The 20,934-nt window shown below is 61.5% G+C and carries 16 protein-coding genes and 1 pseudogene; 11 read left to right on the top strand and 6 right to left on the bottom strand.

What is annotated here, in order from left to right:
* Positions 1-52: 52 nt before the first annotated feature.
* Positions 53-1,426, bottom strand: coding sequence for a signal recognition particle protein (ffh, locus tag AB3X39_RS10455; protein WP_369417316.1), 1,374 nt, complete (start codon positions 1,424-1,426; stop codon positions 53-55).
* Positions 1,427-1,494: 68 nt separating this feature from the next.
* On the opposite strand from ffh, the gene AB3X39_RS10450 reads away from it, so the two are divergent.
* The 9 genes from AB3X39_RS10450 (at position 1,495) to AB3X39_RS10410 (ending at position 13,040) form a co-directional block, all read left to right on the top strand.
* Entirely contained in the window at positions 1,495-2,334 is an 840-nt protein-coding gene (locus AB3X39_RS10450; RefSeq protein WP_369417315.1) for a cytochrome C assembly family protein, read from the top strand.
* On the top strand, positions 2,331-2,582 hold the full coding sequence (locus tag AB3X39_RS10445) for a PP0621 family protein (protein ID WP_369417314.1): 252 nt from the start codon (positions 2,331-2,333) through the stop codon (positions 2,580-2,582). Before AB3X39_RS10450 ends, AB3X39_RS10445 begins: the two co-directional genes overlap by 4 nt.
* Positions 2,582-4,273 carry a sensor histidine kinase gene (locus AB3X39_RS10440; RefSeq protein ID WP_369417313.1) on the top strand — a complete coding sequence of 564 codons (1,692 nt, stop codon included), beginning with the start codon at positions 2,582-2,584 and terminating at the stop codon, positions 4,271-4,273. The genes AB3X39_RS10445 and AB3X39_RS10440 overlap by 1 nt, the downstream gene beginning before the upstream one ends.
* A complete protein-coding gene (locus tag AB3X39_RS10435) occupies positions 4,270-5,754 on the top strand; it encodes a sigma-54-dependent transcriptional regulator (protein WP_369417312.1) in 1,485 nt (494 codons plus the stop codon). The genes AB3X39_RS10440 and AB3X39_RS10435 overlap by 4 nt, the downstream gene beginning before the upstream one ends.
* The gene (gene ampD, locus AB3X39_RS10430; RefSeq protein ID WP_369417311.1) at positions 5,751-6,329 is read left to right on the top strand and encodes a 1,6-anhydro-N-acetylmuramyl-L-alanine amidase AmpD; all 579 of its coding nucleotides are present in this window, start codon (positions 5,751-5,753) and stop codon (positions 6,327-6,329) included. The genes AB3X39_RS10435 and ampD overlap by 4 nt, the downstream gene beginning before the upstream one ends.
* Positions 6,330-6,469: 140 nt before the next feature.
* The gene (locus AB3X39_RS10425; protein WP_473964897.1) at positions 6,470-10,519 is read left to right on the top strand and encodes a ribonucleoside-diphosphate reductase subunit alpha; all 4,050 of its coding nucleotides are present in this window, start codon (positions 6,470-6,472) and stop codon (positions 10,517-10,519) included.
* 656 nt (positions 10,520-11,175) lie between these two features.
* Positions 11,176-12,285 (top strand): ribonucleotide-diphosphate reductase subunit beta, encoded by a 1,110-nt coding sequence (locus AB3X39_RS10420; protein WP_369420597.1) that lies wholly within the window; start codon positions 11,176-11,178, stop codon positions 12,283-12,285.
* Positions 12,286-12,360: 75 nt separating this feature from the next.
* Entirely contained in the window at positions 12,361-12,669 is a 309-nt protein-coding gene (locus tag AB3X39_RS10415) for a histone-like protein 2 (protein ID WP_369417310.1), read from the top strand.
* On the top strand, positions 12,639-13,040 hold the full coding sequence (locus AB3X39_RS10410; protein ID WP_369417309.1) for a DUF167 domain-containing protein: 402 nt from the start codon (positions 12,639-12,641) through the stop codon (positions 13,038-13,040). Before AB3X39_RS10415 ends, AB3X39_RS10410 begins: the two co-directional genes overlap by 31 nt.
* Here the strand turns inward: AB3X39_RS10410 and AB3X39_RS10405 are convergent.
* Genes AB3X39_RS10405 through gatB form a run of 3 tightly spaced genes read right to left on the bottom strand, consistent with a single transcriptional unit; the run spans position 13,026 to position 15,871 of the window.
* The gene (locus AB3X39_RS10405; protein WP_369417308.1) at positions 13,026-13,397 is read right to left on the bottom strand and encodes a hypothetical protein; all 372 of its coding nucleotides are present in this window, start codon (positions 13,395-13,397) and stop codon (positions 13,026-13,028) included. The genes AB3X39_RS10410 and AB3X39_RS10405 overlap by 15 nt on opposite strands.
* Before the next feature lie 44 nt (positions 13,398-13,441).
* Entirely contained in the window at positions 13,442-14,365 is a 924-nt protein-coding gene (locus AB3X39_RS10400; RefSeq protein ID WP_369417307.1) for a carbohydrate kinase family protein, read from the bottom strand.
* A gap of 48 nt (positions 14,366-14,413) precedes the next feature.
* Complete coding sequence (gatB, locus tag AB3X39_RS10395) at positions 14,414-15,871, bottom strand: Asp-tRNA(Asn)/Glu-tRNA(Gln) amidotransferase subunit GatB (protein ID WP_369417306.1); 1,458 nt, start codon at positions 15,869-15,871, stop codon at positions 14,414-14,416.
* A gap of 103 nt (positions 15,872-15,974) precedes the next feature.
* Between gatB and AB3X39_RS10390 the strand changes: the two genes are divergently transcribed.
* Entirely contained in the window at positions 15,975-16,490 is a 516-nt protein-coding gene (locus AB3X39_RS10390; RefSeq protein ID WP_369417305.1) for a TlpA family protein disulfide reductase, read from the top strand.
* Between the two features lie 68 nt (positions 16,491-16,558).
* Here AB3X39_RS10390 and AB3X39_RS10385 read toward each other — a convergent pair.
* Positions 16,559-16,930: pseudogene (locus tag AB3X39_RS10385) on the bottom strand (malate synthase G); the annotation flags it as partial.
* A 156-nt stretch (positions 16,931-17,086) separates the two neighbouring features.
* On the opposite strand from AB3X39_RS10385, the gene AB3X39_RS10380 reads away from it, so the two are divergent.
* Positions 17,087-20,479 carry a helicase-related protein gene (locus AB3X39_RS10380; RefSeq protein ID WP_369417304.1) on the top strand — a complete coding sequence of 1,131 codons (3,393 nt, stop codon included), beginning with the start codon at positions 17,087-17,089 and terminating at the stop codon, positions 20,477-20,479.
* 12 nt (positions 20,480-20,491) lie between these two features.
* On the opposite strand, the gene AB3X39_RS10375 is transcribed toward AB3X39_RS10380, so the two are convergent.
* Entirely contained in the window at positions 20,492-20,872 is a 381-nt protein-coding gene (locus AB3X39_RS10375; RefSeq protein WP_369417303.1) for a hypothetical protein, read from the bottom strand.
* Positions 20,873-20,934 lie beyond the last annotated feature (62 nt).

Raw genomic sequence — 20,934 nt, 5'->3', positions numbered from 1 at the left:
CTACCGATCTTTTCGTCGATCTTGAAAGACTCAGCCAGCGTTGGGACCCGGTTTAAGCACCAAATCCCGGCAACCCGCCGCGTCGCCCACCGCCGCCCATGCGCTTGATCATCTTCATCAAACCACCACCGCGCATCTTCTTCATCATGTCACGCATCTGCTCGTACTGATTGAGCATGCGATTCACCTCTTGGACCTGCACTCCTGCCCCAGCAGCAATGCGCCGCTTGCGACTGGCCTTGATGAGATCTGGCTTCGAACGCTCCAAAGGCGTCATTGAGTGGATGATGCCTTCCATGCGGCGCATATCGCGCTCCGCTTTATTCATGTCCGCTTGACCGGCCTTGGCCGCCATCGCCGCAGGGAGCTTGTCCACCAAGCTGGAAAGTCCGCCCATCTTCTTCATCTGACTGAGCTGGAGCAGGAAATCGTTCAAATCGAAGTCAGCACCAGATTTGACCTTTTCAGCCAATTTCTGGGCCGACTCCAGATCCACGCCCTTCTGGACCTCTTCCACCAAGGCAACGATGTCACCCATGCCCAGCACACGGCCAGCATGACGATCAGCATCGAAAACTTCCAGTCCGTCGATTTTCTCCGACACCCCAGCGAACTTGATCGGCGCGCCGGTGATTGCGCGCACCGAAAGTGCGGCACCACCGCGTGAATCACCGTCGAGCTTGGTCAGGACAATCCCGCTCAGCGGCAGAGCTTCCTTGAACGCCTTGGCCGTATTGATCGCGTCTTGACCTTGCATGGCATCGACCACGAACAACGTCTCAATCGGGTTGAGCGTGGCGTGCAGATCTTTGATTTCCGCCATCAAGGCTTCATCAATCGCCAACCGGCCTGCCGTGTCCACCAAAAGGACATCGAAATAATGCTTGCGGGCGTAGTCGATCGCCGCCAAGGCGATGTCATGCGGCTTCTGATCCGGCTGACTCGGGAACCACTCGGCCCCAGCCTGACGCGTCACTGTCTTGAGCTGCTCAATCGCCGCAGGTCGGTAAACGTCGGCAGAAACCGTAAGAACCTTCTTCTTGCGCCGCTCGATCAGATGCTTGGCCAGTTTGGCCGTGGTGGTAGTTTTACCCGCCCCCTGCAAACCGGCCATCAAGATGACCGCCGGCGGCTGGGTGGCCAAATTCAGATCGGCCACCCCCGCCCCCATGGTGGCCGTCAATTCCCGGTGCACGATGCCCACCAGCGCTTGACCGGGTGAGAGCGAGCCCACCACCTCTTGACCCAAAGCTTTGTCTTTGACCCGGGCGATGAAGTCGCGCACCACCGGCAAAGCCACGTCGGCCTCTAAGAGCGCCATGCGAATCTCGCGCAGCATGTCCTGCACGTTGGATTCGGTGATGCGAGCTTGGCCGCGCATCGATTTGACAAGGCGGGATAAACGTTCGGAAAGAGCTGAGGCCATGCGATGCGATGCTACGAAAGTACACTGTGCGGGTGATTCTATCGACCAGCTCCGTCCTTACCCCGACCTTGTGGGTCGTCGTCCCCGCCATGCTGGCCATGGTGGCCTATCTATGGGCTCTGGGCTCGACCGCGCGATGGCCCAAGCGCGCCTTTGCACTCGCTTGGTTGGCCCACGGTACCGCCCTTTTAGCGCATCAATTCGGCGTCGGTGAGCCGGGTGTCGGTGCCCGCTTTGGTTTCGCCTTGGCGCTCACCATGACGCTCTGGCTCGTGATGCTCGTCTATGCCATTGAGCGTCATTTACGCCCCTTGGCCGATGTCCGCCGGGCGCTGTCGATTGCAGGAAGCTCTTCCCTTCTCCTGCTCCTTTTTTACCCGGGTGACCCCCTCGGTCATCCGACGTCTCCTTGGGCCCCACTGCACTGGGTGCTTGGTCTGGTGTCCTATGGGCTCTTTGGCGTCGCGGTGCTCCACGCCTTGCTGCTGGACCGTGCCGAACGCGGCCTGCGCTCCCACGCCAAGCCGAGGGTCATGGAGGCTGAGGCCGCCGGAGCAACCCCCAGCCTGCCGCTCCTGACGCTGGAAAAGCTCACCTTCCGCTTTGTCAAAGCAGGTTTCGTGGCTCTTTCCCTTGCGATTGCTGTGGGCTGGCTATCCAGTCCAGCGTGGCGTTGGGACCACAAGATGGTCTTTTCCCTGCTCGGCTGGCTCATCGTTGCCGGTCTGCTGGGGGGACGGCACCGTTTGGGCTGGCGCGGCCGTCGGGCCACACGTTGGCTTTACGCCGGTGCTGGCTTTCTGCTCTTGGCCTATGTGGGTTCACGCTTCGTGGTCGAAGTGATGCTGCATAAATCCCCAGGCCAAGGCATGGCGTTCGGATGGATCCCCCCTTGGGTGCTGGGATGAGAACCCTGCTCCTGCTCTTGATCGGCGCCTTGGTCTGGTGGCTCGGCCGCTTGGCCGGACGCTCGTCTTCTGCGCTGACCCTGCGAACCCGTGCAAAGTCTTCTGCCGCTGGCCCGCAAACGTTGGTGGCTTGCGCGCATTGCGGTGTACAGCAGCCACGCAGTGAAGCGCTGTTTGATGCAGCAGGGCGGCCCTACTGCTGCGCCGAACACCGCGACGCCGCTCGGCGCGCGTCGCTCAAGACCTGATGCATCTTTTTGGCATCTTTGCCTTGGCCCGCGTCCTGCTGGGCCTGTTGTTGTTGCTGGTCGAAGTCCTGCTGGAGCTCTACGCCCATACCGGTATTTCGATCCTCGCTTGGGGCTTGTGCTCCGCGTATGTGGCTGCCGCCGTCGGGCTGCTGCGCTGGCAACGCCGCACCAGCACCACCTACCCCCACACCGCCCCCATACCGCCCAAACATTGGTGGCTATGGACGGTGGGCGTGGATCTTTTGGCCTTCACCTTCTTGCTTCAGGTGGTCGGTACAGGCCAAAACATCGCAGCGATGTTCGCCATGCCCGTGTTGATGGCCGCCATGCTGGCTCGTCGTCGAACGGCCATGGCCGTGGCCGCTGCCGTGACCCTGATCTTGCTTGGCTCAGCTTGGATTGAATGGATGCACAGCGGCGGCGTCGCTGCCGTGCTGTTCACGCAAGCTGGGGTGACCGGATCCGGTCTTTTTCTGGTCGCCATGCTCACGGGTGATTTGGCCAGCCGACTTGCGCGCCAAGAACAAGCCACGCGCAGCTCCATCGGTCTGGCCCGCCAACAAGTGGCCCTGAACCGACTGATGATCGATGAGATTCCCGAAGGGGTGATGGTCATCGACCAACAGGGGTTGGTGCGCGCGGGCAACCCGGCCGCCCTCGGCTTGCTGGCAGACAAGGACAACCCCTTACCCAGCCCACCGTTTTTGCTGCCTCGCATCGCCGAAGCGCGTGGGCTTTGGCAAGCGGTCGAAGATGGTTTTCGCTCCGGCGTTTGGCCCAGCTCGGGTCGGGATGTGGCCCTCGGACAAGCCGCCATCGGCTCTGCGGAGGGTCGCACGGTGCGGGTGCGCATGCGCATGACCCGTGATCACGGCATGGAGGCCGGTCAGGTGCTGGGGGTGGTCTTTCTCGAAGATCTACGCGCCATCCAAGCCCGCGTCCGCCAAGAACGGTTGGCGGCGATGGGTCGGGTCTCGACGGGCATCGCCCACGAGATCCGCAATCCGCTCGCCGCCATCGCCCAAGCCAACGCGTTGCTGCACGAAGATGTCCCGCCCGGCCCGCAGCAACGCCTGACACAGATCGTGAGTGACAACGTCGAACGCTTGCGCCGCACGGTCGATGACATCATGGAAGTGGCGCCGGGGCGGATGCAAGCCGTCATGCCCATCGATCTGCGCACCCAAGTGCAGTCGGCCTGTCTCGAATGGTCGCGCATCCACGCCCTGCCCGATGACATCGATCTCAACCCCTTGAGCGTCGAGATCGGCATGGATCGATCGGTCCATGAATGGGCGGTGCGCTTCGATCCCGATCATCTGCACCGTGTTTTGGTCAATCTGCTGGACAACGCGCTGCGTCACAGCACACGGCGACGCGGTGCCATCGCCGTCACCTTGGACTGGTTGCCCGGCAAGGCTGAACTGTGTGTGGCCAACGACGGGCTGCCGGTGGAGCCCGAGGTCGAGCCCTATCTTTTCGAACCCTTTTTCTCGACCCGCAGCCGAGGCATGGGCCTGGGTCTGTACATCTGTCGTGAACTGTGTGAACGCTACGGCGCCACGATCGAATATCGTGCCGCTGAACCTGGAGCCCGACGGCACAATCAGTTCCTCATCACGTGGCCCTGTGAACCCGCATTGCTCAGTGCCAACGAATCTGCCGAGCCCCCTTCTCCCCGCCTATGACAAGTTCCGCAACGCCTGGCCGCATTTTGGTCGTCGATGACGAGCCTGATTTGCGTGTGCTCTATGAGCTGACCCTGATCCGCGAAGGTTATGGGGTTGAAACCGCAGGCTGTGTCGAAGAAGCGTGGGAGCTGCTGCAAGACGACGTTTTTGCAGCGGTCATCTCCGACATGCGTCTGCCAGACGGCACCGGGCTGGCGTTGTTGGACCGCCTCGAAAAAGCAGGTCGTGCGGAAAAAGTCATCGTCATCACAGCGTATGGCTCGCCAGAAAACGCCGTCAAAGCGCTGAAAGCGGGTGCTTTCGATTACCTCACCAAACCGGTGGACTTAAAGCAGTTCCGGCTGGTGGTGGCCTCGGCCGTCGGTCGTCCCACAGGGGGTCGCCGTTGGGGCGATAAAAATTTCCTCCCGGCCATCGCTGGGCGACAGGGGCGCGACAACACCTTGACCCGCATGGTGGGCAGCTCGGCACCGATGTGCCAAATACGCGCCCTGATCGATAAAGTAGGGCGCAGCATGGCCCCGGTGCTCATTCAAGGTGAATCGGGTACCGGCAAAGAATTGGTGGCCCGCGCCATCCATGAAAGCGGGGTGCGGGCTTCGCAAGCCTTCGTCGCCGTGAACTGCGGCGCCATTCCTGAACATCTGCTGGAGGCGGAATTCTTCGGCTACCGCAAAGGGGCCTTCACCGGTGCGACCGAAGACCGGGGCGGTTTTTTCCAAGCCGCCCAAGGGGGCACGCTGTTCTTGGACGAAATTGGTGACCTGCCGCTCCTGATGCAGACCAAATTGCTGCGGGTCATCCAAGAGCGCGCCGTGCGTCCCATCGGCATGAGCACCGAAATGCCCATCGATGTGCGCATCCTCAGCGCCACGCACCGCGATTTGAGTCAAGAAGTCCAAGCAGGACGCTTTCGTCAGGATCTGTTCTACCGCCTCAACGTGATCGAGATTCGGGTGCCACCGCTGCGCGAGCGGCGCGAAGATGTGGCCGAACTCTCCAGCGCCATCTTGAACCGGCTCTCGCAGGACATGGGCGACGGCCTGAACCGCGAACTCAGCGCCACCGCCCACGCCGCTTTGCAACACCACCCCTTCGTCGGCAATGTGCGTGAACTGGAAAACATGCTGCACCGCGCCATGGCGTTGAGCAGCGGCACCACGATCGATGCCGCTGACCTCGGTTTGGCCGAGATCGAACCCGTCGAGCTCACGCTGCCAACCCACAACACCCACAACGTCAGCGCCCCAGCGTCATCGCTGAACACATCACCCTCCACCGCCCTGCCCACCGATTTAGCACGCTACTTGGACGACATGGAGCGCGAGATCTTGGTACGGGCGCTGGACAACCACAACCACAACCGCACCGCCGCAGGTCAGCGCTTGGGGTTGACCTTGCGTCAGATGCGTTACCGCATGGCACGCTTGGGCATCCACCTCGATGGTGAAGCCCCGCTGCCGGAGGACATGGCGTGAGTGAGCACGACCGGAGCTGGACGGAGGGTTGGTATGCGGCCGCCCGTCACATCGCCTCCCCCAATCACGGTCCACGCCCCGAAGGCGTGAGCGTTGATCTGGTGGTGATCCACGCCATCAGCTTGCCGCCCGGCATCTACGGCGGCGATGCGATCGAGAAGCTCTTCACCAATCAACTCGACGGGGACGCCCACCCGTACTTCGACACCCTCCGGGGGCTGGAAGTTTCGGCGCATTTCCTCATCCAGCGCGATGGCCGCTGCACACAGTTTGTCAGCACGGAGCGCCGGGCTTGGCACGCTGGGCGATCCTGCTGGCAAGACCGTCCCAACTGCAACGATTACTCCATCGGCATTGAACTCGAAGGCTTGGACGGCGACACCTTCGAGCCGGCCCAATACACCCAACTGGCCACCCTGATCCGTGACCTGAGCACCCAGTACCCCATCACCGCCGCCGTCGGCCACGAACACATTGCCCCCGGTCGCAAGCCCGACCCTGGCCCCGGTTTTGACTGGACTCGATTAAGCAATCTGTTGCTGGAATCCCCTGTAAAGATCGTGCCGCGCTCTTGACAGAAGCCCGCCTTGGCGCTAGGCCCAACCCAAAGCCTAACGCTATGGGTAGTGTTGATGCATCAAAGTCACACTATATGTAGTGCTCACTGACGAGCTTGCATGGTATTCTCGCGCCCGCCCAAGTGCTGAGGAATTTCATGCCATCTACCGTCATGTCGAGCTCGTCATCCGTGTTGTCCACCGCTTATGTGGCTGATGCCGAGGGGGTTGCCACCCCTGCCATCAACTACGCCGATTACCACATCATCCGCCGCAACGGCGCGGTGGTCGCCTTCGAGCCCAACAAGATTGCTGTGGCGCTGATGAAGGCTTTTTTGGCCGTGCGCGGCGCTCAAGGCGCGGCTTCAGCCAGCGTGCGCGAGACGGTGGAACACCTGACCAGCAACGTCGTGCGAGCCTTGATGCGTTCCCGTCCGAGCGGCGGCACCTTCCACATCGAAGACGTGCAAGACCAAGTTGAACTGGGTCTGATGCGCGCCGAACACCATGAAGTGGCTCGCGCTTACGTGCTGTACCGTGAACGCCACGCCCAAGAACGCGCCCGTCTGGCTGAGCAAGCCGCGCAAGCGGCGGCCCAAGCCGCCGCTCAAGTACCGCCGCCGTTGATGGTCATCGACCAAGGCGAGCGTGTGCCTTTGGATCTGCTCAAACTGCAAGGCCTGATCGAATCGGCTTGCGCCGATCTGGGCACCGATGTGGTGGCTGAGCCGGTGCTGGCGGAAACACGGCGCAATCTGTACGACGGCGTTCCGATCGACGAGGTCTACAAGGCGTCGATCTTGGCCGCCCGCACCCTGATCGAAAAAGATCCGAGCTACACCCGCGTGACCGCTCGGCTGCTGCTGCACACCATCCGCCGCGAAATCCTCGGCGGTGAAGTGACGCAGGCCGAGATGAGCACGCGCTACGCTGAGTACTTCCCCAGCTTCATCCAAAAAGGGGTGGCGACCGAGCTGCTTGACGAGCGCATGGGCCAGATCTATGACCTCCAACGCTTGGGTGCCGCGCTCAAGGCCGAGCGCGATCTGAACTTTGATTACCTTGGTCTGCAAACGCTTTACGACCGCTACTTCTTGCACATCAAGAAGCAGCGCATCGAAATGCCGCAAGCCTTCTTCATGCGCGTGGCCATGGGCTTGGCGCTGAACGAAACTGACCGCGAAGCCCGCGCCATCGAGTTCTACGAAGTGCTGTCGAGCTTTGACTTCATGTCGAGCACGCCCACGCTGTTCAATGCCGGCACCCGCCGCTCGCAGCTGTCGAGCTGCTACCTGACCACCGTGCCCGACGACCTCGACGGCATCTACGAGGCCATCAAAGATAACGCCATGTTGTCCAAGTTCGCTGGCGGCCTGGGCAACGACTGGACTGCGGTGCGCGCGCTCGGCAGCCACATCAAGGGCACCAACGGTGAATCCCAAGGCGTGGTGCCGTTCCTGAAAGTGGTCAACGACACGGCCGTCGCGGTGAATCAATGCTTCGCCCCCGATACGCTGGTGTACACCGCGCAAGGCACACGGCCAATCCGCGATATCCGCGCTGGCGACTTGGTACTGGGCCACAGCGGCCAGTACCGCGAAGTCACCGAGCGCATGGTCTACAACCAACATGACCCGATGGTGGCGGTGGACGTCAAGCACGCCATCGAGCCCTTGCAAGTCACCGACGCGCACCCGTTCTGGGCGATTCAAGGCGTGCCGCTGGGTCAAGCCAATGCGCGCACCGAAGCTTGGTTGGCCAAGGGCAAAGTGGCCCCGGCTTGGATCGACGCCGGCCAGCTCCGCCAAGGCGACTACATCGGCCTGACCATCCCCACCGAAGTGGTGCCGGTCGAAGGCCTCACCGAAGACGACGCACACCTCTACGGCATCTTGCTGGGCGACGGTCATTTGTCCAAGGACGGCATGCAATGGGGCGTGTCGGGCAACCCGCAAGTCGATGGTCACTTGGACTTCGTGCGCAGCTATCTGGCAGCACGCGGCGTCCACAGCTGGGAAACGGGCCGGGGCGACACCTATGTGCAAATCCACTGGGCCGCAGGCTGTGGCGTGGTGCGCAATGGCACCACGGGCCGCATCGTCGGCGCGGGCGCACCGACCCTGCCGTTCAGCCACGACGACCTGTACGACGCCCAGCACGCCAAGCGCATTGCGCCGCGTCTGGCCCACCTGCCGCGCCAGCAAACCCTGGCGATGGTTCAAGGCCTGCTGGAAACCGACGGTTGCGTCTCGCGCGGCAAGGAGCTGAGCTTCACCTCGGCGTCTGAACCGCTGGCCCACGGCTTGCGCTATCAAATGCTGCGTCTGGGCGTGCCCGTCGCCGGTCAAAAGCGCACCCGGCACCAAGCCCACGTGGGTCAACGCTCGGACGGCTCACAAGCCGTCTTCAACGGTGACAGCACGTCCATCGACTTGCGCATTCCCGCTGTGCCCGAAGTCGCTGAGCGCTTAGGCTGCCAGCCGCTGACCAAGCGCAACTGGCTGACGGTGGACGGTGTGATCTATTCGCGCATCCGCTCAGTCACGCCCATCACGCCCAAGCCGCTGGTGGTCGATCTGAAGGTCGATGTCGATGAGTCCTACCAAACCGTCGCAGGTTTGGCGCACAACGGCGGCAAGCGCAAGGGTGCGGTCTGCGCGTACCTCGAAACCTGGCACCTCGACATCGAAGAATTCTTGGAGCTGCGCAAGAACACGGGCGATGACCGCCGCCGCACGCACGACATGAACACCGCGAACTGGATTCCGGACTTGTTCATGAAGCGTGTGATCGAAGGTGGCCCGTGGACGCTGTTCTCGCCTTCGACCTGCCCGGATCTGCACGACAAGTTCGGCGCGGCCTTCGAGACGGCCTACACCGCCTACGAAGCCCAAGCCGATCGCGGCGAGATCACGCACTTCAAGCGTCTGCGCGCGGTGGATCTGTGGCGCAAGATGCTGACGATGCTGTTCGAAACCGGCCACCCTTGGATCACCTTCAAGGACGCCTGCAACGTGCGCTCGCCCCAGCAACACGTCGGCGTGGTGCATTCGAGCAACTTGTGCACAGAGATCACCTTGAACACCAACCCCGAAGAAATTGCGGTCTGCAATCTCGGATCGGTGAACTTGGCCCAGCATCTTTGCGCCGACACGAACGGGCCCAATGGCAAGGGGCTGGATGTGGCCAAGTTGAAGCGCACCATCCGCGTGGCGATGCGCATGCTCGACAACGTGATCGACATCAACTACTACGCCGTCAAGAAGGCCCACGACTCGAACGTGCGCCATCGTCCGGTGGGCATGGGGCTGATGGGCTTCCAAGACGCGCTCTACCAAATGCGCTTGCCCTACGCCTCGCAAGAAGCGGTGACCTTTGCGGATCGGTCGATGGAAGCGATTTGCTACCACGCCTACGAAGCGTCGTCGGCCCTGGCCGAAGAGCGCGGTCGCTATCAAAGCTACGCCGGCTCGCTGTGGGACAAGGGCATCTTGCCGCTCGACTCGCTCAAGCAGTTGGCCGAGCACCGAGGCGGCTATGTCGAGGCCGACACCTCCTCGACCCTCGACTGGGACGCGCTGCGTCAGCGCATCCAAACCCACGGCATGCGCAACTCCAACTGCGTGGCCATCGCACCGACCGCGACCATCTCGAACATCATCGGCGTGGACGCCTCGATCGAGCCTTGCTTTGGCAACCTCTCGGTCAAGTCGAACCTCTCGGGCGAGTTCACTGTGGTGAACGAATACTTGGTGCGCGACCTGAAAAAGCTCGGCCTGTGGGACGACATCATGGTGATGGACCTGAAGCACTTTGACGGCTCGCTGCGCCGCATCGACCGCATCCCGGAAGAGCTCAAGCGCCTCTACGCCACCGCTTTTGAAGTCGATGCCGGCTGGTTGGTGGAAGCCGCTGCACGGCGCCAGAAGTGGATCGATCAGGCCCAAAGCCTGAACATCTACATGGCGGGCGCTTCGGGCAAAAAGCTTGACGAGACCTACAAGCTGGCGTGGCTGCGTGGTCTGAAGACCACCTACTACCTGCGCACCATGGGCGCCACGCACGCCGAGAAGTCCACCGGCCGCGCCGGTCAGCTCAACGCCGTCAGCTCCGGCCCCGCCGTGGTGGCCCCATCCGCCCAAGCGGAGCCCGCCACCGACGTCAAGTTCTGCTCGATCGACAACCCGGACTGCGAAGCCTGCCAATAAAGGGCCAAAAAACAAACCCCGCCGCGTTGCACCGGGCGGGGTTTGCGAAAGACGGCGAGAGAAGCGGAAGAACCGCAAAACCGTTGGATCGTCTTTCAGACTCTTGCGTTGAAGAGCGACTCCAGTTTAGTCCCGTGGCGGCCCGAGGGATCAGGTTTTTCCCGAAGGCCCGCCCTTAGATAGAGAAAGAAGACCGCAACGAATTGAGCACGTTCACGCCAAGCATGCGTGATGGCACAAAAAAACAAACCCCGCGCTGGTGGAACAGGGCGGGGTTTGCGAAAGGTACAAGGCGATCGGGATGCGCCTTGTGCCCAAGGGGCACAAACCTTTCGGTGTCTTGCAAAGGACAACCGAAGATTTTATACCCTTTGTTCGCCAAGCATCCTGTAACCCTTCGCCCATATACGGGAGAAAGGTACATCATGACCACGTTCATTGAACGCGATCGTCTTGTGCCGGTTTGCGCCTACAAGCGCCGCCGGTTCGGACGCGTGGAGTGTGTACGCCATCACTGGCGCTCATACCCTGACCGTTAAACACGGGTAGTTCGGTGAGGAGAGCGGTTTACCGCTCTCCTCCCGCCCCGTCTGATGGCGCGCCATGAAGACCCAAGAATTGCTCGGCGATGTAGAAAGACAACTGGAGAGAGTGAGATGCTGAGCTTTGAAGACGACACCCTGCCGCGTGCCCCTGCTGGGCCGATGAACGTGCCTAACCCGATCGGTTCGCCTACCAGCACCAGCGAGCGCCGCGTCAACGTCGCGGACAAGCGCATCATCAACGGCCACACCGATGTGAATCAGCTCGTGCCCTTCAAGTACAAGTGGGCTTGGGAAAAGTACCTCGCCACGTGCGCCAATCACTGGATGCCGCAGGAAGTGAACATGAGCCGCGACATCGCGCTCTGGAAAACACCGGGCGGGTTGTCAGAAGACGAACGCCGCATCGTCAAGCGCAACTTGGGCTTTTTTGTGACCGCTGATTCGCTGGCGGCCAACAACATCACCTTGGGCACCTATCGCCACATCACGGCGCCGGAGTGCCGTCAGTTCCTGCTGCGCCAAGCCTTTGAAGAAGCGATCCACACCCACGCCTACCAATACATCGTCGAGTCGCTCGGTCTGGACGAAGGCGAGATCTTCAACGCCTATCACGAGGTCAAGGCCATCCGTGACAAGGACGAGTTCCTGATCCCGTTCATCGACGCGATCATGGACCCGCACTTCAAGACCGGCACCCTGCAAAACGACCAGACGCTGCTCAAGTCGCTGATCGTCTTTGCCTGCTTGATGGAGGGGCTGTTCTTCTACGTCGGCTTCACGCAAATCCTGGCGCTGGGCCGCCAAAACAAGATGACGGGTGCCGCCGAGCAGTACCAGTACATCCTGCGCGACGAGTCGATGCACTGCAATTTCGGCATCGACTTGATCAACGCCATCAAGCAAGAAAACCCGCAGCTTTGGACCGCCGCCTTCAAGGACGAGATCCGGGCGTTGTTCCACCAAGCCGTCGAACTCGAATACCGCTACGCCGAAGACACCATGCCGCGCGGCGTGCTGGGCTTGAACGCCTCGATGTTCAAGGGCTACTTGCGCTTCATTGCCAACCGCCGCGCGGTTCAAATCGGGCTGGAAGAGCTTTTCCCCAACGAAGAGAACCCGTTCCCGTGGATGAGCGAGATGATTGACTTGAAAAAAGAACGCAATTTCTTCGAAACTCGCGTGATTGAGTACCAGTCCGGTGGCGCTTTGTCGTGGGATTAAGCATGATGCGCGACTAGGTTATTTGGGTTGAGTCAGGAGAACCGAGATATGGCAACTGCCAAGAAAACAAGTGCCGTGAAGACTGCTGCACCGGCCAAGAAAGCGACAGCCGCCGCCAAGAAGACAACGGCGCCAGCGGCTGCCGCTCCCGCCGACGTGGCAACCCCCGCAACGGTCCCGGTGAAGACCAAAGCCCCGCGCAAGAGCCGGGCAGCGGCGCCGTCATCCGATAACGTGCTGAAGGCTTTGCCGCCAGCAACACCGATCAAGAAGACGGCGGCCAAAAAGGCGGCGGCCAAGAAAACCGCCCCCACCGGGCCGGTGGCCAAAACCACGCTGAGCCCGCAATCGCCGTGGCCCTTCCCCACGGGCGACAAACCCTGAGTCGCCAGCGCCGTCCCTCGGAGCCCTCCACCGCAGCCTCTGGGACTGCGGCTTGGCCGCCCTTTGTCCGCTGGCGAAGCACCGAGCTCTGTGTGATCGATGTGGTGGTCGTGCCCAACGCCCGCCGCACCGAAGCGGTGGGCCTGCACGGCGAAGCTTTGCGCATCAAACTGGCGGCCCTGCCCATCGACGGGGTCGCCAATGAGACCTTGATTCGCTGGTTGGCCGAGGTGCTGGATGTGCCCCGTGCGCGGGTGGCTTTGCTGCACGGCACCAGCAGCCGGCGCAAACAACTGTCGCTCGACGTCGCCCCAGAGCGGCTGCGTCAGTGGCTCATCAGCCTCAAACTCGACGACTCAGCGCAGGGGTAGGGTGTCGGCAAAACCGTGGGGACGATGCATCGATTGCGCCACGGCATCCGGCGAAGGCAGGGAGTAGTGATGTCCCGGTGAATGGCCCGCATCCAAGACAGCGTGCAAAGAACGCAGCCGATTCAGTTCATCTTGGGCGTGCTCCAGCTCCACTTGCAGGGGCCGCAGGTGACGCATCTCGCGCTCCAACCGCATCAGGTCTTGACGGGCCTGCACGGCAAACTGCGCCGCTGCCGCTCGGGCCGTTTCAAGGTTGGCCTCCAATTGACGCACTTGGCGTTTCGTGCGCCAGCGATCCACCCCCCAAGCCAGCCCGGAAACAGCGAGACCGGCAACCGTGAAAATCAAAGCATCCATGCTGACCATGACACACCCCCTTATTAAGGGGGGTGATTTTACATTTAGCGCACCACGATGGGCTCGATGCGATGGTTTTGCGGCCCGTGGCAGGCGATCTTGAGCGCGCCCATGCGGTTGCCCAAGTCCAAACAGCGCGGCAAATCCCAACCCGCTTCTAGGCCATAAAGCAGCCCGCCCCGGAAGGCATCGCCGCAACCCGTGGGGTCCAGCACCGCTTCGGCTTGGAAGCCCTCGATGCGCTGCACCGCGCCATGGACCCACAGATCACAGCCCTGCGCGCCCAAGGTCACGATCAGCGCCTTGAGCTGCGGCTGGCGCGACAAGGTGGCCAGATCGGTGGCCATGCGGTCGCACAGCAGGCGCGCTTCGTAGTCGTTCACCGTCACCCACGTGGCTTGGGCCACCAGCGCGGCCAGCTCAGCGCCGTCAAACATCGGCAAACCTTGGCCCGGATCAAACACGAAGGGGATGCCGGCTTGCACCAACTGCGCCGCGTGCACTTGGGTGGCGGCCTTGCCGTCGGGCGACAGGATGGCGAGGCGCACATCGCCACCGTCACGCACCCCAGCGCCAGCGGGCACCGCAAGGCGATCGGCAAACTGCATCGCACCGGGGTGAAACGCGGTGATCTGGTTGTTGTCTTGATCGGTGATGATGTTGGCCTGCGCGGTGTAGCTCTCGGCCAGCGTCTCGACGTGACGCGTCTCCAGCCCCAGACGCTGCATGTGCGCCAAGTACGGCCCGCCGTCCGCCCCCAGCGTGGCTAGGATGCGCGGCTCGCCGCCCAAACCCTTCAAGGTGTAGGCGATGTTGCCGGCACAACCGCCGAACTCGCGGCGCAAGGTCGGCACCAAGAACGAGACGTTCAGGATATGCAGCTGATCCGGCAGGATCTGCTGGGCAAAACGCCCCGGGAAGGTGGCGATGGTGTCAAAGGCAAGCGAGCCACAAATCAGCGCGGACATAGGGAACTTTCAAACAAAGAAGAACATCAAAACGACCCGAAACGCACGTCAACCCAGCTTTTGCTTGAGCAGCTCGTTGACCTGCGCCGGGTTGGCCTTGCCCTTGCTGGCTTTCATGATCTGCCCGACCAGCGCGCCAAAGGCTTTTTCCTTGCCCGCGCGGTAATCCTCGACCGACTTGGTGTTGGCCGCCATCACCTCGTCGATGATCTTTTCCAACGCGCCGCTGTCATTCATCTGCTTGAGACCCTTGGCCTCGATGATCGCGTCCACGTCTGTGCCCTCAGCGGTCCACAGCGCCTCAAAGACTTGCTTGGCGGCGTTGTTGGAGATCGTGCCGTCTTGGATGCGCCGAATCAGCGCGGCCAAGGTTTCGGGACGCACCGGCGCGGTGTCGATCTCGCCGCCTTCGGCGTTCAGGCGCTTGCTGATCTCGCCCATGACCCAGTTGGCCACCAGCTTGGGTTGCTGGCAGGCGCTGCGGGCCGCTTCGTAATAGGCCGCCACCGCACGGCTAGCGGTCATCATGGTGGCGTCATAGGCCGGCAGGCCGTCATCCGCTTGGAAGCGTTCCGCCATCGCGCGCGGCAGCTCGGGCAGCGCCGCCTTGACGCGCTCGACCCAATCGGCACCAATCACCAGCGGCGGCAGATCGGGGTCGGGGAAGTAGCGATAGTCGTGCGCGTCTTCCTTGGTGCGCATCATGCGGGTCTCGCCGGTGTCCGGGTCAAACAGCACCGTGGCTTGCTGGATCGCGTAGCCGTCCTCGATTTGATCGATCTGCCAGTTGACTTCAAAGTCGATGGCTTGCTGCAAGAAGCGGAAGCTGTTGAGGTTCTTGATTTCGCGCCGCGTGCCGAAGGGCTGGCCGGGGCGGCGCACCGAGACGTTGGCGTCGCAGCGGAACGAGCCTTCTTGCATGTTGCCGTCGCACAGGCCGAGCCAGACCACCAAGGTGTGCAGCGCCCGGGCGTACTCGACCGCCTCCTTGCTGGAGCGCATTTCCGGCTCGGAGACGATCTCCAGCAGCGGCGTGCCCGCACGGTTCAAGTCGATGCCGCTCATGCCGTGGAAGTCTTCGTGCAACGACTTGCCAGCGTCTTCTTCAAGGTGCGCGCGCGTCAGGTTGATGCGGTGCTTGACGCCCTCCACATAGAACTCGATCACCCCGCCTTGAACCACCGGAATCTCGTACTGGCTGATCTGATAGCCCTTGGGCAGATCGGGATAGAAGTAGTTCTTGCGCGCAAAGATCGACATCGGCGCAATCGTGGCGTTCACCGCCACACCAAACTGGATGGCGCGCTCGACCGCACCCCGGTTCATCACCGGCAGCGATCCCGGCAAGGCCAGATCGACCGCGCAGGCCTGGGTGTTGGGTTCGGCACCAAACGCAGTGGATGCACCGGAAAAAATCTTCGACCGGGTCGAGAGTTGGGCGTGGGTCTCGAAGCCGATCACGACTTCATAACCGCGCACAAGAAGAGATGAAGGCTTGGAACTCATAGGAATCTCGGGAATCTAGGATGGGCTGGGCCAAGCCGCGCATGCTAAGGCATCCGCACGCCGCTAGGCATGTAGGACCCATGCCTGACGTAAAGTGCAGCCCATGAAGCTCGCCCACCCGCTCCGCCGTTCCGGCTTGATCACCGCCTTCGTTCTGGCCCTCGTCAGTGCCGCCCTGACCGGGTGCAGTGACCGCGAACACGCCCCGACGCTCAACTACACCTTGCTCGATGGCAGCCAGCACAGCACCGCCGCCTTGAAAGGCCACGTGGTCCTGATCAACTTCTGGGCCACCACCTGCACCACCTGCGTCAAAGAAATCCCGCACCTCGTCGAGGCCTACCAACGCCTGCACCCCCAAGGCCTTGAAGCCCTGTCGGTCGCCATGAGCTACGACAAACTCGACTACATCACCGAATTCACCCGCGCCCGCCAACTGCCCTACCCCGTCACCTTCGACCGCAGTGGCGAGCTGGCCCAAGGCTTCGGCAAAGTCCAGATCACCCCCACCACCTTCGTCCTAAACAAGAAGGGCGACATCATCAAACGCTTCGTCGGCGAACCCGACTACGCCCAACTCGATGCGCTGCTGAAAGAGTTGCTGGCGGAAAGGGTGTGAGCCCCATCTGCTCAAAAAAACGGCACCCTCAGGTGCCGTTTTTCATGTGGCGGTGAGCCGTTGATGGATCAAGCGGCCTTGACCTTCAACCGCCAAGCATGCAGCAGCGGCTCGGTGTAGCCGCTCGGCTGCACCTGGCCCTTGAAGACCAGATCCAGCGCAGCTTGATACGCAGCGCCGTTCGGGTTGGCAACCAAGCTCTTGTAGGCGGCGTCACCTGCGTTTTGGCCGTCCACCTTGGCGGCCATGCGGGCGAAGGTTTCGCGCACTTGGGCCTCAGTCACCACGCCGTGCAGCAACCAGTTGCAGATGTGCTGGCTGGAGATGCGCAGCGTGGCGCGGTCTTCCATCAGGCCGACGTCGTTGATGTCGGGCACCTTCGAGCAGCCCACGCCTTGATCGACCCAGCGCACCACGTAGCCCAAGATGCCTTGGGCGTTGTCGGCGTCGCCGCTGGCTTCGATCTGCTGCTGCATCTCGACCATCAGGTCGGGCATAAGTTGGTCCCAAGAATCTTCACCAGATTTTTTGCCTGTTCTGTCTTGAACGATCAGGTACCTGCAAAATGGTGTGCAAATCCGCCTGCACCTTAGCCCATGTCCCGCATCTTCGACAACATCCAGCAAGAACTGCTCAAGGCATTGCGAGGGACGCTTGAAGTCTCCAAGCGTGCCGACTTCTGCGTCGGGTATCTGAACCTGCGAGGGTGGCAGGCCATCGATGACCTGATGACCTCATGGGATCCTGCTGCAGGCCAAGTGTGCCGTGTGCTAGTTGGGATGCAACGCCCGCCGCAGGACGAAATCCGGGAACTGTACCGACAGGCCCACGAAGAGGGTTTGATCGACAACGCAACCGCCAGTCGCCTCAAGACGCAGTTTGCAGCACACCTGCGCGAACAGATCACGCTCGGTATCCCGTCAGGCAAGGATGAGGCCGGGCTACGTCGTCTTGCAAAGCAGTTACGTGCCGGACAGGTTGTCGTCAAGTTGTTTCTGCCGTACCCGCTGCACGCCAAGCTTTATCTTCTGTTCCGCGACGACGTGAACAACCCCATCACAGGATTCGTGGGCAGCAGCAATCTCACTCTTGCAGGGCTCTCCAAACACGGCGAGCTGAACGTGGATGTACTGGATCATTTAGGCACACAAAAACTGTCGGAGTGGTTTGACGCCCGCTGGGGAGACCGTTGGTCGCTGGACGTGTCGGCGGATCTGGTCACGATCATCGAAACCAGCTGGGCACGGGAAGAGACCATCCCGCCGTACAACATCTACCTCAACATCGCCTACCACCTCAGCACCGAAGCGCGTGCCGGTCTGAGCCAGTTCCGTCTGCCAGCACGGTTTGAGCGCGAACTGTTCGAGTTCCAGAAAAGCGCCGTAAAGATCGCTGCCCGGCATTTGCACCGCCGGGGCGGCGTGATGATTGGCGACGTGGTGGGGCTGGGCAAAACCATGATGGCCACCGCGCTAGCGCGCATGTTCGAGGACGATCAGGGTTATGAAACCCTCATCATCTGCCCGAAAAATCTCGAACCCATGTGGGAGCGTTACCGAACCGAATACGGCTTGCGCGGCATGGTGCTGCCGGTGTCGCAAGTCATCAAAAAGCTGCCCGACCTCAAACGCTACCGGCTAGTCTTGATTGACGAAAGCCACAACCTGCGCAACCGCGAAGGGCGGCGCTACAAAGCCATTGCCGACTACATCAAAAGCTGCGACGCCAAAGTCATCCTGCTCACCGCCACGCCGTACAACAAAAGCAAGGCCGATTTGTCGTCCCAGTTGCGCCTGTTCATTGACGAAAAAGCCAATATCGGTATCCGCCCCGAGCACCACATGCGTAAGCTGGGCATCAGCGAAGCCGAGTTCGAACGCAAGCACCAGTGCCGGGTGAACTCCATCCTCGCCATCGAAAAAAGCGACGAGTTCGACGACTGGCGCGAGCTGATTCGCCTCTACATGGTGCGCCGCACCCGCAGCTTCATCATTCAGCACTACACGCAGGCCGACAAACAGGGCCGGCGCTACATCGCAGGCCAAGGCGATGAAAAGCGTTATTTCCCGGTGCGCAAACCCGTCTCGCTTCAGTTCACCGTCAACGATACCGACCCGGCTGACCGCTACGCCCGGCTGTATTCGCCTGCGGTGGTGGATCAGATCAATGCGCTGCATGTACCGCGTTACGGTCTGGGCTTGTATGTTGAACCCCAGGCAGAAAAATCCGCCACGCCTGCCGAACGCAAAATCGTTGGCAACCTGGGTCGCGCTGGCAAGCGGCTGATGGGTTTTTGCCGCACCAACTTGTTTAAGCGGCTGGAGTCCAACGGCTTCTCGTTTTTGCAGTCGATAGACCGGCATATTCTGCGCAACCAGATTTACCTCTACGCGATTGAAAACGGCCTTGATTTGCCCATCGGTGTGCTGGACGCCGGGTTGCTTGATCTGGAGCGCGTCGATGAAGACGCCGATGGCCTGGAAGGCGAACCCGAAGACTTGCTTGATGGCATGGTCGAAGCAGCGTCGGACGCTGCGCCGGAAACCGAAGCTATCCCTGACGATATGGCCCGTGCCAAAGCGGTTTATGCCCAATACGCCGGCCAGTACAAAAAGCGCTTCAAGTGGATACGTCCCGGCCTGTTCAAGCCCTCACTGGCGGCGAACTTGGCAAAAGACACGCAAACCCTGAGCGAGCTGTTAGCCGCGCAAGGCCACTGGGAACCGGCGCAGGACCAAAAACTGCTGGCCCTGCGCCAACTCATCACCAAAACCCACGCCAAAGACAAGGTGCTGATCTTCACCCAGTTTGCCGACACCGCCCGCTACCTGGCGCGTGAAGTGCGCCGGGCGGGCGTGACCCACGTCGAAGTCGCCACGGGCGTGAGCGCAGACCCCTACGCGCTGGCCTGCCGCTTTTCACCCAAGTCCAACAGCAAAACCGTCGCCAAAGCCGACGAGGTGCGCGTGCTAATTTGTACCGACGTGCTCTCTGAAGGCCAGAACCTGCAAGACAGCAACGTGGTGGTGAACTTCGATTTGCCTTGGGCCATCATCCGGCTGATCCAGCGGGCGGGCCGGGTGGATCGTATCGGCCAGCGGGCGGAAGAAATTTTTTGCTATTCATTCCTGCCCGCCGACGGTGTGGAAAACCTGATTCAACTGCGCGCCCGCATCCGCCAGCGCCTGAAAGAAAACGCCGAAGTCGTCGGCACCGACGAAGAATTCTTTGACGACGAAGAAGCGAACACCATCCGCAACCTTTACACCGAGCAGCAGGGCATTCTGGACGACAACGATGACGAGGTGGATTTGGCCTCCTACGCCTGGCAAATCTGGAAAGAAGCCACGCAGGACAACCCGGATCTGGCTCGCGCCGTCGAGTCACTGCCGCCCGTGGTGTATTCGGCCAAAGCCTTTGCATTGGATGAAGCGCGCTTTCCGCTGATGGGTGCAGATGCAGCCCAAGGCGGGGCGCTGGTCTATGTCAAGTCGCCCGAGGGCAACGACCATTTGGCTTGGATAGGCGCGAGCGGAAAAATCGTCACCGAATCGCAGTTTGCCGTGCTGCGCGCCGCCGAATGCGCGCCCGGTACACCCGCCGTGGCACGGCTGCCCAACCATCACGAGCTGGTCGCTGGCGGCCTGCAACTCGCTGTGGTGCAAGACAAAGCCGTGGGCGGAGGCCTGGGCCGCCCCAGCAGCCCACGCCGCCGTGCCTACGAGCGGCTCAAACCTTATGCTGCCGAGCAAATGAAGACGCTGTTTCGCGATGAGGAGCTGGAGCGCGCTTTGGACGACATGTACCAGCGCCCGCTGCTGGAAACCGCCGCCGACCTGCTCAACCGCCTGATGCGTAGCGGGGTCAATGAAGAAGAATTGTCCGGAGCCGTCAAGTCGCTGCGTGAAGAAGGCCGCCTGACGTATGCCGAAGACGACGCCACGCTGCGCGAGCCGCGTGTGGTGTGCTCGTTAGGACTGGTGGCGTAGAGAACGCCAGCCTTAGAAGTAAGCAATTGATGACCGATTCCAAATACAACACTCATGGCCAAACTTGACTTCCCCAGCTTTGAAAAGCACCTGCGCGCCTTCGATTTTGTCCACCTGTTCGTGGATGTGCTCGGCTGGAATCGCGCGCCTGCCGAGGGCCAATGGCAGCCAGACGCTGCTGGCGAAACCGCCTTCAGTCGCCGCACGGTGGCCGAACTGGGCGGCGTGGTTGCTCTTCAGATCGTGGTCGATGGCGGCTGGCCTGACGAGGCCCAGCGCCTGCGCGTCTGGAAGCACATCGCCCACCGCCATGCGGAAAACCTGCTGATCTTCACCGACCGGCAGGACAAGGCCAGCCAGAGTCAGTGGTACTGGGTCAAGCGCGATAAGCACCCCGAGACCGGCAAACCTCGCCTAACCGCCCGCCGCCACGAATACTTTCACGGCCAGCCGGT

This window comes from Leptothrix ochracea (genome assembly GCF_041083635.1).
GTDB classification, from domain to species: domain Bacteria; phylum Pseudomonadota; class Gammaproteobacteria; order Burkholderiales; family Burkholderiaceae_C; genus Sphaerotilus; species Sphaerotilus ochraceus.
This window is presented reverse-complemented; position numbering and strand designations above follow the sequence as displayed.

Coding starts and splice junctions, on each gene's coding strand:
- AB3X39_RS10425 (WP_473964897.1), top strand. CDS start 6,470: ATGCCATCTACCGTCATGTCGAGCTCGTCATCCGTGTTGTCCACCGCT.
- AB3X39_RS10380 (WP_369417304.1), top strand. CDS start 17,087: ATGTCCCGCATCTTCGACAACATCCAGCAAGAACTGCTCAAGGCATTG.
- AB3X39_RS10445 (WP_369417314.1), top strand. CDS start 2,331: ATGAGAACCCTGCTCCTGCTCTTGATCGGCGCCTTGGTCTGGTGGCTC.
- AB3X39_RS10435 (WP_369417312.1), top strand. CDS start 4,270: ATGACAAGTTCCGCAACGCCTGGCCGCATTTTGGTCGTCGATGACGAG.
- AB3X39_RS10440 (WP_369417313.1), top strand. CDS start 2,582: ATGCATCTTTTTGGCATCTTTGCCTTGGCCCGCGTCCTGCTGGGCCTG.
- AB3X39_RS10420 (WP_369420597.1), top strand. CDS start 11,176: ATGCTGAGCTTTGAAGACGACACCCTGCCGCGTGCCCCTGCTGGGCCG.
- gatB (WP_369417306.1), bottom strand. CDS start 15,871: ATGAGTTCCAAGCCTTCATCTCTTCTTGTGCGCGGTTATGAAGTCGTG.
- AB3X39_RS10405 (WP_369417308.1), bottom strand. CDS start 13,397: ATGGATGCTTTGATTTTCACGGTTGCCGGTCTCGCTGTTTCCGGGCTG.
- ffh (WP_369417316.1), bottom strand. CDS start 1,426: ATGGCCTCAGCTCTTTCCGAACGTTTATCCCGCCTTGTCAAATCGATG.
- AB3X39_RS10390 (WP_369417305.1), top strand. CDS start 15,975: ATGAAGCTCGCCCACCCGCTCCGCCGTTCCGGCTTGATCACCGCCTTC.
- AB3X39_RS10400 (WP_369417307.1), bottom strand. CDS start 14,365: ATGTCCGCGCTGATTTGTGGCTCGCTTGCCTTTGACACCATCGCCACC.